The following is a 14292-nucleotide window of genomic DNA, read 5'->3' as shown; positions in this document are numbered from 1 at the left end:
TTTGGGCGAGGCCTCCTGGGACCATGGGTATCACTCGTCGACCTCCTACACGAGCGCCTTTTTTCGTGAACTGAGCCCCAGCTGGCTGGATTTCGCCGCCCTGCTCAAGGGACATCTTCCGCCCAGGGATTCTGAGGGAGAACCGTTCACCTTTCTCGACCTCGGTTGTGGCACGGGCTTTTCGCTGGTGATGTTGGCAGCCCTCTACCCGGAGGGCCGCTTCTATGGCGTTGACTTTCATCCGGATCATGTGGCCCACGCCCTTGATCTGGTTCGCCGCGCCGGGTTGAAGAATGTGGCCATCCACGAGGCCGACTTTCTGGATCTGGCCGGAACCGCTGAGCCATGGCCATGGACGGCTGGTGGCTGTCATTACGTGGCGGCCCACGGGATCGCCACCTGGGTCACCGAGCCCGTTCAGAGCGCCATGCTTTCGGTGGCAACGGCCTCCCTGCGTCCCGGGGGTCTGTTCTACTGCTCCTACAACACCTATCCGGGCTGGCTGGCCCGCAGCGGCTTTCAGCAGCTGCTGAGCCTTGAACTGCCAACGGCCAGGCCGGGTGAGCTGGGCCGCTGCTTCCGTGAATCCGCGGGCCTCCTGAGCCAACTTCTCGGTGAGGACTCCCAGCCTTCTCCCCTGGGATCGGCCTTGCCGGGGTTCCGCCGAGAGTTGCAGTCGTTGCAGTTCGCCCCAGTGGATTATCTCTGTGGTGAATTTGCCAATGCCGGCTGGTCGCCGCTGTACGTCTCAGAGATGCTGGCGCGCTGCGAGAGGCACAAGCTCTCCTTTCTCGGGTCGGCCACCTATTCCGAGTGCCTGGTCGAACTCCTGCCGCCATCCGTGCGCGATCTGGCGATGAGGGAAACCAGGCCCGTGGTCCGAGAGCTCCTGATTGACCTTGCCACCAACAAGGCGTTTCGAAGGGATCTCCTGGTCCGGGGGCATGTGCAGCTCACCCAGCAGGAATGGGGGCAGCGCCTGGCTTCGCTGTCGTTTCGCCTGCTGCTCCTCCCGGATGAATGGGCCCCCACCCCACGGGACACGCTGCATTTCCGATCCAGCTTCGGGGAAATCCAGGGTGACCCGAAGGCTTACGCACCCGTGATCGCTGCCCTCACGGCGGCTCCGATGTCCTTGGCTTCCCTGCTGAGCTCCGGCCAGCAGAGCCAGGGCGAGCTGGTGGTCATGCTGGCGCTGTTGCTGGAGGCGGGGAGCATCGGCTTCGACCGTGGTCCCGCGGGGGTGACGGCGGCCCCCCTGGTGCAGCGCCTCAATCAGGTGCTGCTGGACCGCATGCAGGAGGGACGCTCCTACACCCAGCTGGCCTTGCCGGCGGCAGCGTCCGCCCTGCCCTTCTCGATCCTGGAGGCATTGATTCACAAGGCCCTGCTCGACCGTCTGGAGGAACCAATGCTGAGCAGCTGCGTGCTCCTGTGGCTTCAGGAGCTGGACGTGCAACTGCTCAGCCAGGACAACCAGGTGATCACCGACCCTCAGGCCCAGATCGACAGGATCAAGGCCATCACGGCTTCCGTCGTGGCCACCAAGCAGCCGCTGCTGCAGCGACTGGGTGGCCTCCCCGGCATCCCCCTCAGCCCGCCCCGATCCGGTCGGCGCCGAAGTAAGGCACCAGGGCCCCCGGCAGCCTGACGCTGCCGTCCGGCTGCTGGCCCGCCTCCAGCAGGGCGGCCATGGTGCGGCTCACGGCCAGGCCGCTGCCGTTGAGGGTGTGCAGCAGGCGGGTGGTCTTGCCGTCCCGGAAGCGGATCGAGGCCCGCCGGGCCTGGAAGTCGCCGCAGGTGCTGCAGCTGGAGATCTCCCGGTAGGTGCCGGCGCCCGCCAGCCACACCTCCAGGTCGTAGGTGCGGGCGGCGGAGAACCCCAGATCGCCCGTGCACAGCTCGATGCGGCGGTAGGGCAGCTCCAGGGCCTCCAGGATCGCCTCGGCATCGAGGGTGAGCTGCTCGTGGGCCGCCTCCGATTCCTCCGGGGCCACGAACCAGTACAGCTCCACCTTGTTGAACTGGTGCAGGCGGATCAGACCGCGGGTGTCGCGGCCGTAGGAGCCGGCCTCGCGGCGGAAGCAGGGGGTGTAGGCGGCGTACCTGAGCGGCAGCTGCTCGGCGCCCAGCACCTCGCCGCGATGCAGGGACGTGACCGGCACCTCGGCGGTGGGGGTGAGCCAGAGGTCGTCGTCGGCGCAGCGGAAGCTCTCCTCGGCGAACTTGGGCAGCTGGCCGGAGCCGGTGAGGCTGGCGGTGTTCACCAGCACCGGCGGCAGCACCTCGGTGTAGCCCCGCTGGCCGTGGCGATCGAGCATGAAGCTGATCAGGGCCCGCTCCAGCCGCGCGCCCTGGCCCAGCAGGGTGACGAAGCGGCTCTGGGCGATGCGCACCGAGCGCTCGGTGTCGACGATGCCGAGTCGCTCGGCGATCTGCCAGTGCTCCTGGAGTTCCTCGCCCCCGGCGGCAAGCCGCGGCGTGCCCCAGCGCTTCACCTCCACGTTGTCGGCCTCGCTGCGGCCGCTGGGGCAGAGGGGGGAGGGCAGGTTCGGCAGCACCATCAGCTGCTCGAGCAGCTGGGCCTCGATCCCCTTCTCCTGCTCTTCGAGCTCAGCCACCTGGCGTTTGATCCGGTTGCCCTGCTCCCGCAGCTCCTTCACCTCCTCCCCGCCCGGGGCGGCGCCGCCCCGGATCCGCTCGCCCACCTCCTTGCCGATGCGGTTGCCCTCCGCCTGCAGCTCACTGCGCCGCTGCTCCAGGTCGCGGGCCTCCAGGGCCAGCTGGCGCAGCCCGGACAGGTCGGTGGCCATGCCGCGCCGTGCCAGGGGGCCGGTGATCAGCGTCGGGTCGTTGCGCAGCAGGCGCTGATCCAGCACGGGAGGGCCATCGTCTTGGGGCAGCCTACGGACCGGAGGTTCCCTCCAACACCTGGCGATCGCAGCGGCTGTAGGCCTCGGTGGCGGTGGGCAGCAGATCCATGCCGTTGCGGATCTCCGGGGGCAGCAGCCGTTCCAGCTCCGCCACCGCCGCGTCGTAGCCCTGCTGGGCGTCGCGGTACGCCTCACTGCCGTGGTCGCTGTGCTTCTGGGCCACCATCCAGGGCTTGGCGGCGTTGGTGAGCCTGGCCGACGCCGCCTGCACCTCCTCCTGGTGCACCCGGCAGTAGCGGTAGCGATCGATCGGCGCCGGGGCCGGCGGCGCCGTCGCCACCGGCGCCGGGCGAACTGGGGCCGGTGACGTGGGCGGCTCCCGGAGGGCGGCGGCCAGGCAGTCGGCGTTGCGCCGCAGCGCCTCCTCGGGGGTGGCGGCGCTCTCGGCCTCACCGCGGCAGGCGGCCCGCTGGCGCTCGCTCACCTCCCGCGCGGGCCGCCCGCAACCCGGCAGCAGCAGCAGCGGCAGCAGCAGGATCAGCAGCGGCACCGGCCGCGGGGCCGGGGGGCGGGGACGCATGGGGGCGGCGGTCAGGGGTAACTGGAGGTGCGCGAGCGCGTGGAGCTCGACAACCCGGTGAACGACGCCCCCAGCCGGTCGCTGAGGGCCAGGGTGTAGGCCGGTTCGCGGCTGTTGGTGAGGGTGGGCGTGAAGGCGTCGACGTTGGTGAGCAGCACGGAGGACACGTTGGCCGTGCCGCCCGTGAGGTTGAGGGTGCCGTTGTCGTTGATGGGCGGGCCCGTCCGGGTCAGGGTCCGGGTGCCGCCGTCATAGGCGTAGGTGATCGTCTGCCCACCCGCGAGGGTGAGGGTAAGGGACGTGCCGGGGACGGCCGCGGCGGAGGCCGATTCGGTGATCTCGCTGTCGAGCAGGTGGTTGATGCGGCCCCAGTGGTCCTGCAGCCGCCGCAGCGATTCCTGCTGGGCGGACACCCGGATCTGGCTCACCATCACGTTGCTGCCGGTGGCGAAGATCACGCCCATGATCACGGAGGTGATCAGCAGTTCGACCATGGTGAAGCCCCGCTGCCGGGGGCGCCGTTGGCGTTGAAGGTGGGAGCTGGGGTGGTTCATGGCGTCAGAGGGTGCCTCCGTAGCTGCTCTCCGGGCAGTCCCCGCCGCTGGAGTTGCTGGCGCCCACACTGATCAGGCCGAGGCCTTCGGAGATGCGCACACAGCGCATCGGCCCGCCGCTGCCCGCCAGGGAGATCTGGATCACCACCGGGGCGGTGAGCTGGGTGTTGGCGGCCGCGGCGTTCACCGTGCCGCGGGGGGTGAACTTGAAGCTGGTGGCGCCGCCCGGGACGATCGTGTAAGTGGAGGACCCGAGGGTTTCGCTGATCTGCATCGGCTGGCCGGTGAGGCAGTTGTTGGCGATGGTGGGGTTGGCGATGGCCGTGCCGGCGATCAGCTCCGAGGCGGTGGCGAGGGTGGCGCCGCCGGCCAGGTTGCCGCCGCTGATCGTCACCTGGCAGGCATTGCCCTTCAGGGAGGTGCGCCGCACCGCCTCCAGCCAGCCCGCCAGTTCGGTGGCCACCGCATTGACCCGCTCCCGCCGCCATTCATTGCCGGAGGCGCTCAGCCCGACGGCGGAGAGGATGCCCACGATCACCACCACCACGGTGAGTTCGATCATGGTGAAGCCGGCGTTGGCGGAGTGTTTCATCACGGGCACCAGGCGACGGTGGTGGGCACGAGCGTGACCCGGCGCAGCAGTTCGCCGCTGGTGCCGTTGGTGTAGGTGATCGTGTAGCGGTGAAGATTGCGCACCACGTTGGTGCCGAATTCGCTGACGGTCTGCTGCCCCTGGTTGGCGGTGTCGATGCTGTAGGTGATGCCGGCGCCCGTGAGGGCGGCCGGGGGAGCGCCGATATCGGCCACCAGCTGGGTGATCAGGCCGGTGGAGTTGCACAGGGCCTCGAAGAGCTGGCCGGCGCTGCTGTTGCCGTTGGCGGCGGTGGAGACGGGCGGCGGAAAGAAATCGTGCTTGCCGAGCTCCACGCTGCCGAGGCTGGTGCAGCTGCCGGTGCTGCAGGTGTAGCGATCGTTGAGCCGCCGCACCCGGGCCAGATCGGTGTCCACCAGGGCCTGCTGGCGGTAGCGCGTCTCGGCAGCCGCCGAGGAACGGTTCGATTCCACGAACAGCACCGAGGTGCCGGTGAGGGCCAGCACCAGCAGCACCGACGACACCATCAGCTCCACCAGGGAGAAGCCAGCGGCGCCGTGGCAGCGGCGGGGCGCGGGGGAAACGGTGGCAAGAGAGGGGTTCACGGTGGCTCAGGAGTAGGTGAGGCGAAGCACGGCTCTGGTGACGTAATCAATCGAAAAGGATTCATAAAGGGAGTCGTCCCCGCCGCAGAACTTCATCAGGCCGCAGACGCTCTCGAGATCGCTCGGGGAGATCGTGACGGTGATGTTGCCGTTGGCCCGGAAATCGTTGGTCCAGATCACCCCCTTGAAATCCGGGGTGCCGCCCATCTCGATGCTGCCGAGGGGGAAGTACAGGAACATGCTCTGGGAGGCGCCGTTGCCGTTGCCCAGGTCGAGGAACTGGGCGCCGCAGGGGGCGGGTGCTCCGGGGCGGCAGCCGAACAGGGCCAGGTCGGCGGCGCGGGGGGCGCCCTGGGTGCTGGTGCTGCAGGTGATGGCACCGGCATCGGAATCGCACTGGAAGATGCCGGAGGAGCCGTTGCCCCGGGTGACGCTCTTCTGACCGCTGGTGGAGGCGTTGGGGAAGTGCAGCCGCACCGGAATCGTGCTGGCGGCGGTCGTGCCGCTGGTGTCGAAGAACAGCTCGACGTTGTTGCCGGTGCTGAGGCGGTTGAGGCTGCAGGAGATGGTGGCGAACGTGCCCGGCGGTGAGGCCCCGCCGTTGGCGTCCTCCCGGGTGCAGAGGCTGTTCCAGGGGGCGGGCCAGCTGGCGAAGTTGCGGCTGGCCAGGGTCAGGTCGCTGCTCACCGTCACGTTGCAGCTGGCCGGTGGCGAGGCGCTGCGGCAGGTGGTGTTGGCCGTGGGCAGCGGTGGCGGCAGGTTGACGTCCACCACGTTGACGCTGGTGTGGGCCAGGCCGTCGACACAGCCCGAGGGGCTGGAGGCGATGCAGGTGACAGGGTCGACGTTGAGGTTGTAGGCGCCGCCGGAGATGACCAGATCGCCGGTGTTGTCGTCGGCGGCGCCGGCCACGAAGCCGAAGCCCGGGGCCAGGCTGCAGCGGCGGATGTCGTTGCCGAAGGCGAAGCCGAGGCCGCGCAGGCTGCGGTCGAGGCATTTGGGCACCACCTCCAGGGTCTGCTGCAGGGTGCTGGCGGCCACGACGGAGCCGCCGCGGAGGGCGAAGCCGCGCACGGTGAGGGTGAGCTGGCCGGCGGAGGGGGCTACGGCCGCGACCCCGGTCATGGGGTTGGCCAGGGTGCCCTGGCGCACGCTGGCGGCGGTGGCGGCGGAGCAGTCCACATCCACCAGCCGCCAGCGCTGCTGCGATCCGTCACCGACGTTGATCGTCTGGGCGGTGGGGAGGGTGCCGGCGGTAGGGAAGGTGACGCCCACGTTGGCGAAGGCCCGGCCATCCGGCACCTTGACGGCGTTGTTGACGGCGATCGCGGCGGGGGTGGACGTCTCGAGCAGGCAGGCGTTGACCAGGAGCTGGCGGTTGCGGTGGCGGTTCAGCTCACTCACCACGGCCGCCATGCCGATGTCGGCCGCGGCCCGGGCATCGCGGGCCTGGCTCTGGTAGGCGGAGGCCAGCTCCGCCATGCTGGATCGCTTGGCCATGGCCAGCCCGCCCAGGAGCACGGCCATCACGATCAGAAAGCAGGCCACCATGAACCCGCTGCCATCGCGGGGCCTGCGCGACCTCGCCAGCGTCAGCATCAGCAGCCGGCTCGTCATCGCTCCAGGCCTCCTCCATCACGGAACGGAACCTTCTTCGCTGCAGCACTTCTGCTGCCCCTTCAACGTACGACCGGGAAACCCCGGGCCCTTGAGAAGCGGGCTGCCGTCGGCTGGGGGGACCGGAAGAGCCCGCTGATCATCGGCCATGAAAAAAAGCCCCCCGGATGGGGGGCGTCTCCGGGTTCCTTCCGGCAGGGTTCAGAGCACCTGCACCACTTCGCTCACTTCGGGGATCGCCTCACGCAGCTTGCGCTCGATGCCCATCTTCAGGGTCATGGTGCTGCTGGGGCAGGACCCGCAGGCGCCCTGCAGGCGCACCTTCACCACCGGCCCGTCGATCTCGACGATCTCCACGTTGCCGCCATCGGCCATCAGATAGGGGCGCAGCTCGTCGAGGACCCGCTCCACGTTCTCGATCGTCAGGGCGCGGGGGTCGCTGTCCACGGCGGGCGCCACGGTCCCGGCGTCGACGGTCTCGGGGCTGGCGGTGTCGGTGGTCATGGCTCGGTTACGCACTGGAACGAGCTTAGGCGCCGTCTACGTGGGGCCGACGAACCCTGCGCCGGGTGGCAGGGCCCCGTTCCTGAGGCATCCTGCGCGCACAGCGCCTGCGCCGCCGGGATGGACCCAAAGCCCGATTACCCCATCGAGAAGACCTATGGGGCCTTCCTGCACAGGGAGCTTTCTGTTTCCTGGCTCGTGCTGGCCACGCTCATGGGCGGTCGCCACCGTCTGGATCCCGGCCTGCTCAACAGAAGCTTCACCTATCTCGATCTCGGCTGCGGTCACGGCCTCAACCTGCTCTTCAATGCGGCGGCCCATCCCCGCGCCAGCTTCTACGGACTGGATCTGAATGCCACCCATATCGCCGAAGCCACGGCCCGGGCAGAAGCGCTGGGCCTGACCAACGTGCACTTCGCCCTGGCGGATCTCACCACTTTCGCTGCCGGCCGCCCTGGCGGCGGTCCCTGCTGCGGCTGGCCGGAGGCCTTTGATTTGGTGGTGTCCCACGGACTGGCCAGCTGGGTGAGCCCCGAGGTACGCCAGGCCCTGGTGGCCGCAGCCAGCTCCGTTTTGCGGCCAGGTGGACTTTTCTTTTGCTCCTACAACACCTATCCCGGCTGGCTGGCCCGCAGCCCACTGCAGATGCTCAGCGTGGAGGAGGCTCTGCGTGCAGGCGGAAGTACCACGGTGGCGGGGATCCGCTCCGCGGTCGCCACCCTCACCCGGCTGACGGGACCGGAGGGCTCCTGGCCGTTGGGCAATGAACTGCCGGCCCTGCGGACGCTGGAGGAGCAGTTGCGGCCGATGCCGGAGGACTATCTGGCGGGGGAGTATCAGGCGGCCCACCAACCGCTCTATGTGGGGCCAATGCACCGTCTCTGCAACGGTTTTGGACTTAGCCACATTGGCTCGGCGTCGTTGCCGGAGATGTTCCCGAACCTGCTTGATCCCGGCAGGCGTGCCTTGGTGGAACAGGGCAGCGACGCGGCGATGAGGGAGGTGCTGCTTGACCTGGCGATCCACCAGACTTTCCGCCGCGATCTGTTCGCGAAGGGGATCCGCCAGCCCCCCGCTCCCTGGCGCCGGCAGGCACTGGCCGATGTCACTCTTCACTTCTCCGCCGTTCCCGATAACTGGGAAACGTTCGGGTCAAGCTTCGGCCAGCTGGGGATGGAGCCTGCCTTCCTGGCGGCGCTGAAAGACCTGCTGGCGGAGGGGCCCCGCAGTCTTGGTGAACTGATGGAGGTTTTCTCCATGGAATTGGAAGATTTGGTGCTGCGGCTCTCGGTGCTGCTCTGGTCGGGAGGGGTCGTTGGCGCGTTTCTTGCCGGAGCGGAGGGCGAGCAGGATGTTCGCTCGATCGCCGCATTCAACCGGCGCTGCCTCGATCTGATGACAGCGGGAGAGGACATTGAGGCCCTGCTGTCGCCAGTGCTCCGGCAGCCGTTCCCGATCCATCGGCTCGAAGCGTTCTTCCTGCAGGCCGCCGGGGCCGATCTCCCCGTGGAGGATCTGGTGCCCTTGGTGTGGATGGGCATTGACATGGCGGGCGGCAACGTGAATGACGCTGAGGGGCGGACGATCGAGGACCCGGACCAGGCCCTGGGCCAGCTCCAGGCGTTCTGGGAGTCCTTCGCCTCCGGGCGCCTGCCGGTGCTGCGGCGCCTCGGCATCGGCGCCTGATCGTCGCCGAGGGAACCCGAGGGGGCTGCCTAGGATCGGGCCCTTGTTCCCTTCGCGGCTGAGCCTCCGGGCGCCCATGACCGACGTTCCCGCCCAGCGGATCCGTAACTTCTGCATCATCGCCCACATCGACCACGGGAAATCGACCCTGGCCGACCGCCTGCTGCAGGACACCGGCACCGTGGCCGCCCGGGACATGCAGGCCCAGTTCCTCGACAACATGGAGCTGGAGCGGGAGCGGGGCATCACGATCAAGCTCCAGGCCGCCCGCATGGAGTACAAGGCGGCCGACGGCCAGACCTACATCCTCAACCTGATCGACACGCCGGGGCACGTCGATTTCTCCTATGAGGTGAGCCGCAGCCTGCTGGCCTGCGAGGGCGCCCTGCTGGTGGTGGATGCCAGCCAGGGGGTGGAGGCCCAGACGCTGGCCAACGTGTACCTGGCGCTGGAGAACGATCTCGAGATCATCCCGGTGCTCAACAAGATCGACCTGCCCGGGGCCGACCCCGACAGGATCAAGGCGGAGATCGAGGCGATCATCGGCCTCGACACCTCGACGGCCATCAACTGCTCCGCCAAGACCGGCCTGGGGGTGCCCGAGATCCTGCAGGCGGTGGTGGATCGGGTGCCGGCGCCGCCGGACCAGGCGGATGAACCGCTGCGGGCCCTGATCTTCGACTCCTACTACGACCCCTACCGGGGGGTGATCGTCTACTTCCGGGTGATCAGCGGCGTCATCGCCCGCAAGGACAAGGTGCTGCTGATGGCCAGCGGCAAGGTGGTGGAGCTCGACGAGGTGGGGGTGATGGCGCCGGACCAGCGCCAAGTGGAGAGCCTGCATGCCGGTGAGGTGGGCTACCTGTCCGCCTCGATCAAGGCGGTGGCCGATGCCCGCGTCGGCGACACCATCACCCTGGCGGCCAACCCGGCGAGCGAACCGCTGCCCGGCTACGCCGAGGCCACGCCGATGGTGTTCTGCGGCCTGTTCCCCACCGACGCCGACCAGTATCCCGACCTGCGGGAGGCCCTCGACAAGCTGCAGCTCTCCGATGCGGCGCTGCAGTACGAACCGGAGACCAGCAGCGCCATGGGCTTCGGCTTCCGCTGCGGCTTCCTGGGGCTGCTGCACATGGAGATCGTGCAGGAGCGGCTGGAGCGGGAGTACGACCTCGACCTGATCGTCACCGCGCCTTCGGTGATCTACCAGGTGAACATGATCGACGGCAGCACCCTGATGGTGGACAACCCCGCCACCCTCCCCGATCCCCAGAAGCGGGAATCGATCGAGGAGCCCTATGTGAAGCTGGAGATCTACACCCCCAACGTGTACAACGGTGCCCTGATGGAGCTGTGCCAGGAGCGGCGCGGCGAATTCATCGACATGAAGTACATCACCACCGACCGGGTGACGCTGCACTACGAACTGCCCCTGGCGGAAGTGGTGACCGACTTCTTCGATCAGATGAAGAGCCGCACCAAGGGCTACGCCTCGATGGAGTACAGCCTGATCGGCTACCGCAAAAATGAGCTGGTGCGCCTCGATGTCCTGATCAACGGCGAGAAAGCCGATCCGCTCACCACCATCGTTCACCGGGACAAGGCCTACAACGTGGGCAAGAGCCTGGTGGAGAAACTCAAGGAGCTGATCCCCCGGCAGCAGTTCAAGATCCCGATCCAGGCCTCGATCGGCAGCCGCATCATCGCCAGCGAAAGCATCAGCGCCATCCGCAAGGACGTGCTGGCCAAGTGCTACGGCGGTGACATCTCCCGCAAGAAGAAGCTGCTCAAGAAGCAGGCCAAGGGCAAGAAGCGCATGAAGGCCATGGGCCGGGTGGAGGTGCCACAGGAGGCCTTCATGGCGGTGCTCAAGCTGAACCAGTGAGCAGCGGATTGCACAGCGTGAGGCCGTCCATCTGGCGCCCGTGGCTCAGGTCTTCTGAAAAGAGAACATCGCAGTGGCTGCGGATGGCGGCTTCCACGATCAAGGCATCGAACCAGCTGAGTTGTTCGTTGATCGCCAGCTGATGGGCGTCGAGCACCAAGGTGCTGTCGGTGGGCACCACCTCGAATCCGCTGAGGGCCTCCAGAAGCGCGCTGATTTGCCGATCACTGAGCGGTGGACGCAACTTGCGTGTCGCGACGGAGCGCAGTTCGATCAAGACCTGGGTGCTGATCACCACCTCATGGTTTCGCGTGACTTCCGCCAGCCAGGAGGAGATGTGCATGGACTTCATGGGGTCCCGCCGGTCCAGTCGGTAAGCCCACAGGTTGGTGTCGATGAAGACGCGCATCAGGGGCGCTCGTGGAGCGAATCCCGGGTCCAGGGTTCGGTGCTGGAGCTGTCGCAGGACGCGGCGACGGCCTCAAACTGGGAGAGAGCCTCCAGCCGCCGGCTGCGGGCATTGACGTAGCGGGTGAGAAATTCCCTCACCAGGGCATTCACCGAGGTGTTCTGGTGCAGGGCGGCCTCACGGGCCCGCTGGAGCAGGGCGTCATCGATGGCGAGGGTGAGGTTGGCCATCGGCATAGGCTACACGGGTTCCGTGTAGCACGGGCGTTAATCCGTCGAGCGTCTTCGGTGCAGGTGGACCGGCCCTGTGGCGTCGGTGCGAAAGAACAGGCTCGGGGTGAGGCCCACCCGCCGCATCTGGTGTCGGCCGCGCAGCTGCATCAGCACCAGCCCGGCGCCGGTGACCGCCTGCAACAGCAGGGTCGTGATCAGGCGCACGGGGTTGAGCAGATGTTGCTGCAGGGGCGAGAGGGGTGCCAGATGGCGCTGGCTGAACAGGATGGCGGCGTCATGGATGGTGACCGCCGGCAGCAGCAGCAGCAGGATCAGCCCCAGGGGCAGCAGGGTGCGGTGCAGGGCGCCGGTCCAGGGCTGCTCGCGGCGGTGGCGGCGGTGGCCGCCGCCGAGCAGGTAGAGGACGAAACCGAGGGGCAGCAGCGGCAGGGCAGGGGAAAGGCCGATCAGGCCGTTGAGCCGGCCGGCGGGAGCCTCGACGCTGGCGAAGCTCCCCGCCAGCAGCAGGGTGCTCAGCTCCAGCACCAGTAGCACCAATCCCACCAGCCGCAGCTGGCCCAGGGAATAGTCCAGCTGGTGGCGATTCACGACGGCGTCCACCTCGTCGCGGGTGTCCCTGTGCCGGCTGTGGTTCATGGGCCGCTGGAGAAAGGCACGGTCACTAGGGGCAGTTTCCCCCAGCCATGGTGTCCCTGCGCGGGAACGTTGAAAAGGTGTTCGCTGCCATGGTCATGCCCTCATTGCACCGCCCCCCGTTGCACCGCCACCGCGCCCGGGAGCAGGGGTTCGTCCTGCCCCTGGCCATGGGGGCCTCGATGGTTCTGCTGCTGGGGAGCCTCTCGGCCCACACGGCCAGCCTGCAGCTGCGTCTGCAGGGGATCCGGGAGCAGCAGCAGCGCCGGGCGGAGGACCGGCTGGCCTCGGCGGGCCAGCAGCTGCTGGCGGAGCTGCACCGCAGCCATCGCTGCCTGCTGGCGCTGCCGCTGCCCCAGTGGGACGTCCAGGGCCTGGCCTGCGCCCCGGCCCCGGCGATCGCGGCCCTGCGCCAGGGCCAGGTGCTGGGGGGCTCCTACCGCCTGGTCGCCTGGCGCCCGGAGCTGCAGCCGGCCGAACTGCTGCTGGAACTGGCCGCCGGCGGGGGCCAGCCGGCCCGCCAGGGGGCGTTCACGGTGCAGCTGGCCCCGGCCCAGCCGCCAACCCAGCCCCAGCCGCAGATCACAGACGTGCGGCTGGTGGGCCTGCGGGGGGTGGTGCCATGAGCCTGATCGAACTGGTGACCGGGTCGGTGGTGTTCCTGAGCGCGGCGGGATCCTCCCTGCAGCTCTGGGCCCTGGCGGGCGCCGCATCCATGGCCGATCAGCGCCAGCAGGAGCGGCTGGAGCAGGCGGAAGTGGCCCTGGCGCGGGCGGAAGCCACCCTGCGCGGCCTGGCCCCATCGGCTGGCGACTGCACCACGGCGACGGCCCAGCTGCTGCAGGCCCTGGCGGCCCAGCCCCTGCCCCCGGGACTGGCGCGCCAGCTGGAGGTGTCGGCCAGCGGAGACGGGGTGGTGCTGCGGCTGGCGGTGGCTGGCGAAGCCGAACCACGCCAGCGGCTGTACGTGCCGGCGGCCTTCGGCCGCTGTGGGCCTGCGCCGGGAGGTGGTGGTGGCCCGATCTGACGCGGGAGGCTTCACCCTGCCGGAAGCCCTCCTGACCTTGGTGCTGGTGGGACTGCTGGCCCAGCTGGGGTTCACCTCCGCCAGCCGGGACCTGGCCGCCGCCCGGCTGGAGGGGGCCAGCCGCCGGGTGATGGTGGGGCTGGAGCGGGGACGGGATGCCGCCCTGCGCAGCGGCCGTCCCTGTGCCCTGAGCCTGGAGGCCACGGGCTGGCGGGAGCCCCAGGCGGGCAGCCTGCCCGCCTGCGAGGGGGCGGCCCTGGAGCTGGGGGAGGGGATCGGCGGGCTGGCGGTGAACGTCAGCCACAACCTGCCGGCGGCGGTGCGCTTCACCAGCAACGGGCTGATCATCGACGGCGGCACCGTGCAGCTGAGCACCGAGGGCACCGATCTGGTGCGGTGCGTGGTGGTGGCCCTGCCCCTCGGGGTGACCCGCCTGGGACGGCAGGGGCCGGGCGGCTGCCTGCCGGATCCCCAGTCGTGAGTCGCCCTGTTCTCTATCACCGGAGCTGCGCCATGGCCTTGCTGCATTCCCACGGCCGTTCCGTCAGGGGGCCGGCCGGCTTCTCGCTGGCGGAGCTGCTGGTGGCGGTGAGCGTCGGGCTGCTGCTGTGGGGGGTGGTGCTGCAGACCCTGGTGGCGGAGGGCCGGCAGGTGGAGCGGATGGTGCGGCAGGTGCGGGAACGGGGCCAGCAGCGGCGGGTGCTGGCCCTGCTGCGGGGGGATCTGCAGCGGGCCACCCGGGTGGATCTGGGCCTGGGGACCGGGGCTGCCTGCGCCCTGGGCGGCCGGGATCCGGTGCTGCAGCTGCAGACACCGGCCGGTCCGATCACCTACACGGCCGGCAGCCCACCGAGCCCCATCTGGCGCCGGCGGGTGCTGATGCGCTGCGGTCCGGCCTTCGGCCTGGATGGGGAACCGAGCACCGGAGCGGCCCAGAACCGGGTGCTGCTGGATGGGCTCACCCAGCCGGGGCTGGAGGCCGCCGCGGAACCCGACGGCCTGCTGCACCTGCGGCTGCGGCAGGAATTCGAGCCCTCAGGAGGTGGAGTCCAGCGGATCGAGACGGAGGTGCGGGTGGAGACACCCTGATCGCG

The 14292-nt window shown here is 69.1% G+C and carries 17 protein-coding genes; 7 read left to right on the top strand and 10 right to left on the bottom strand.

The window, feature by feature from the left end; all coding sequences use genetic code 11:
• Position 1 precedes the first annotated feature (1 nt).
• Complete coding sequence (locus KBZ08_RS13970; RefSeq protein ID WP_254973748.1) at positions 2-1651, top strand: class I SAM-dependent methyltransferase; 1650 nt, start codon at positions 2-4, stop codon at positions 1649-1651.
• Here KBZ08_RS13970 and serS read toward each other — a convergent pair.
• The 7 genes from serS to KBZ08_RS13935 all read right to left on the bottom strand — a co-directional run bounded on the left by serS (position 1593) and on the right by KBZ08_RS13935 (position 7325).
• Complete coding sequence (serS, locus tag KBZ08_RS13965) at positions 1593-2879, bottom strand: serine--tRNA ligase (protein WP_254973747.1); 1287 nt, start codon at positions 2877-2879, stop codon at positions 1593-1595. The two genes, KBZ08_RS13970 and serS, sit on opposite strands and share 59 nt — an antisense overlap.
• Before the next feature lie 25 nt (positions 2880-2904).
• Positions 2905-3453, bottom strand: a complete 549-nt coding sequence (locus KBZ08_RS13960; RefSeq protein WP_254973745.1) for a hypothetical protein — start codon at positions 3451-3453, stop codon at positions 2905-2907.
• Positions 3454-3464: 11 nt separating this feature from the next.
• Positions 3465-4007, bottom strand: coding sequence for a type II secretion system protein J (locus tag KBZ08_RS13955; RefSeq protein ID WP_254973743.1), 543 nt, complete (start codon positions 4005-4007; stop codon positions 3465-3467).
• Positions 4008-4011: 4 nt separating this feature from the next.
• The gene (locus tag KBZ08_RS13950) at positions 4012-4599 is read right to left on the bottom strand and encodes a Tfp pilus assembly protein FimT/FimU (protein ID WP_254973741.1); all 588 of its coding nucleotides are present in this window, start codon (positions 4597-4599) and stop codon (positions 4012-4014) included.
• The gene (locus tag KBZ08_RS13945; protein WP_254973740.1) at positions 4599-5204 is read right to left on the bottom strand and encodes a prepilin-type N-terminal cleavage/methylation domain-containing protein; all 606 of its coding nucleotides are present in this window, start codon (positions 5202-5204) and stop codon (positions 4599-4601) included. The genes KBZ08_RS13950 and KBZ08_RS13945 overlap by 1 nt, the downstream gene beginning before the upstream one ends.
• A gap of 6 nt (positions 5205-5210) precedes the next feature.
• The gene (locus KBZ08_RS13940; protein ID WP_106220544.1) at positions 5211-6821 is read right to left on the bottom strand and encodes a hypothetical protein; all 1611 of its coding nucleotides are present in this window, start codon (positions 6819-6821) and stop codon (positions 5211-5213) included.
• 201 nt (positions 6822-7022) lie between these two features.
• A complete protein-coding gene (locus KBZ08_RS13935; RefSeq protein ID WP_219904102.1) occupies positions 7023-7325 on the bottom strand; it encodes a NifU family protein in 303 nt (100 codons plus the stop codon).
• 120 nt (positions 7326-7445) lie between these two features.
• Here KBZ08_RS13935 and KBZ08_RS13930 point away from each other — a divergent pair, with 120 nt between their 5' ends.
• The gene (locus KBZ08_RS13930; protein ID WP_254973738.1) at positions 7446-9011 is read left to right on the top strand and encodes a class I SAM-dependent methyltransferase; all 1566 of its coding nucleotides are present in this window, start codon (positions 7446-7448) and stop codon (positions 9009-9011) included.
• Between the two features lie 76 nt (positions 9012-9087).
• Positions 9088-10896: a translation elongation factor 4 gene (gene lepA / locus KBZ08_RS13925; RefSeq protein WP_254973736.1), complete on the top strand. Its 1809-nt coding sequence runs from the start codon at positions 9088-9090 to the stop codon at positions 10894-10896.
• Here lepA and KBZ08_RS13920 read toward each other — a convergent pair.
• From KBZ08_RS13920 to KBZ08_RS13910, 3 genes are read right to left on the bottom strand one after another with little or no spacing between them, the layout of a single operon-like run.
• Positions 10880-11305 (bottom strand): PIN domain-containing protein, encoded by a 426-nt coding sequence (locus KBZ08_RS13920; protein WP_254973733.1) that lies wholly within the window; start codon positions 11303-11305, stop codon positions 10880-10882. The two genes, lepA and KBZ08_RS13920, sit on opposite strands and share 17 nt — an antisense overlap.
• Positions 11305-11535 carry a DUF6364 family protein gene (locus KBZ08_RS13915; protein ID WP_254973732.1) on the bottom strand — a complete coding sequence of 77 codons (231 nt, stop codon included), beginning with the start codon at positions 11533-11535 and terminating at the stop codon, positions 11305-11307. The genes KBZ08_RS13920 and KBZ08_RS13915 overlap by 1 nt, the downstream gene beginning before the upstream one ends.
• A gap of 36 nt (positions 11536-11571) precedes the next feature.
• The gene (locus KBZ08_RS13910) at positions 11572-12174 is read right to left on the bottom strand and encodes a hypothetical protein (RefSeq protein WP_106220549.1); all 603 of its coding nucleotides are present in this window, start codon (positions 12172-12174) and stop codon (positions 11572-11574) included.
• 119 nt (positions 12175-12293) lie between these two features.
• Between KBZ08_RS13910 and KBZ08_RS16405 the strand changes: the two genes are divergently transcribed.
• Genes KBZ08_RS16405 through KBZ08_RS13890 form a run of 4 tightly spaced genes read left to right on the top strand, consistent with a single transcriptional unit; the run spans position 12294 to position 14287 of the window.
• Positions 12294-12797 carry a hypothetical protein gene (locus KBZ08_RS16405; RefSeq protein ID WP_261359355.1) on the top strand — a complete coding sequence of 168 codons (504 nt, stop codon included), beginning with the start codon at positions 12294-12296 and terminating at the stop codon, positions 12795-12797.
• The gene (locus KBZ08_RS13900) at positions 12794-13198 is read left to right on the top strand and encodes a hypothetical protein (protein ID WP_254973729.1); all 405 of its coding nucleotides are present in this window, start codon (positions 12794-12796) and stop codon (positions 13196-13198) included. The genes KBZ08_RS16405 and KBZ08_RS13900 overlap by 4 nt, the downstream gene beginning before the upstream one ends.
• A complete protein-coding gene (locus tag KBZ08_RS13895; RefSeq protein ID WP_254973728.1) occupies positions 13185-13679 on the top strand; it encodes a GspH/FimT family protein in 495 nt (164 codons plus the stop codon). Before KBZ08_RS13900 ends, KBZ08_RS13895 begins: the two co-directional genes overlap by 14 nt.
• 32 nt (positions 13680-13711) lie before the next feature.
• Positions 13712-14287 (top strand): type II secretion system protein J, encoded by a 576-nt coding sequence (locus KBZ08_RS13890; protein ID WP_254973727.1) that lies wholly within the window; start codon positions 13712-13714, stop codon positions 14285-14287.
• Positions 14288-14292 lie beyond the last annotated feature (5 nt).

The sequence above is a fragment of the Cyanobium sp. Candia 9D4 genome (assembly GCF_024346155.1).
Classification (GTDB): Bacteria; Cyanobacteriota; Cyanobacteriia; order PCC-6307; family Cyanobiaceae; genus Cyanobium; species Cyanobium minutissimum.
The sequence above is the reverse complement of the archived record's forward strand: the minus strand, read 5'-3'. Positions and strand labels throughout refer to the sequence as shown.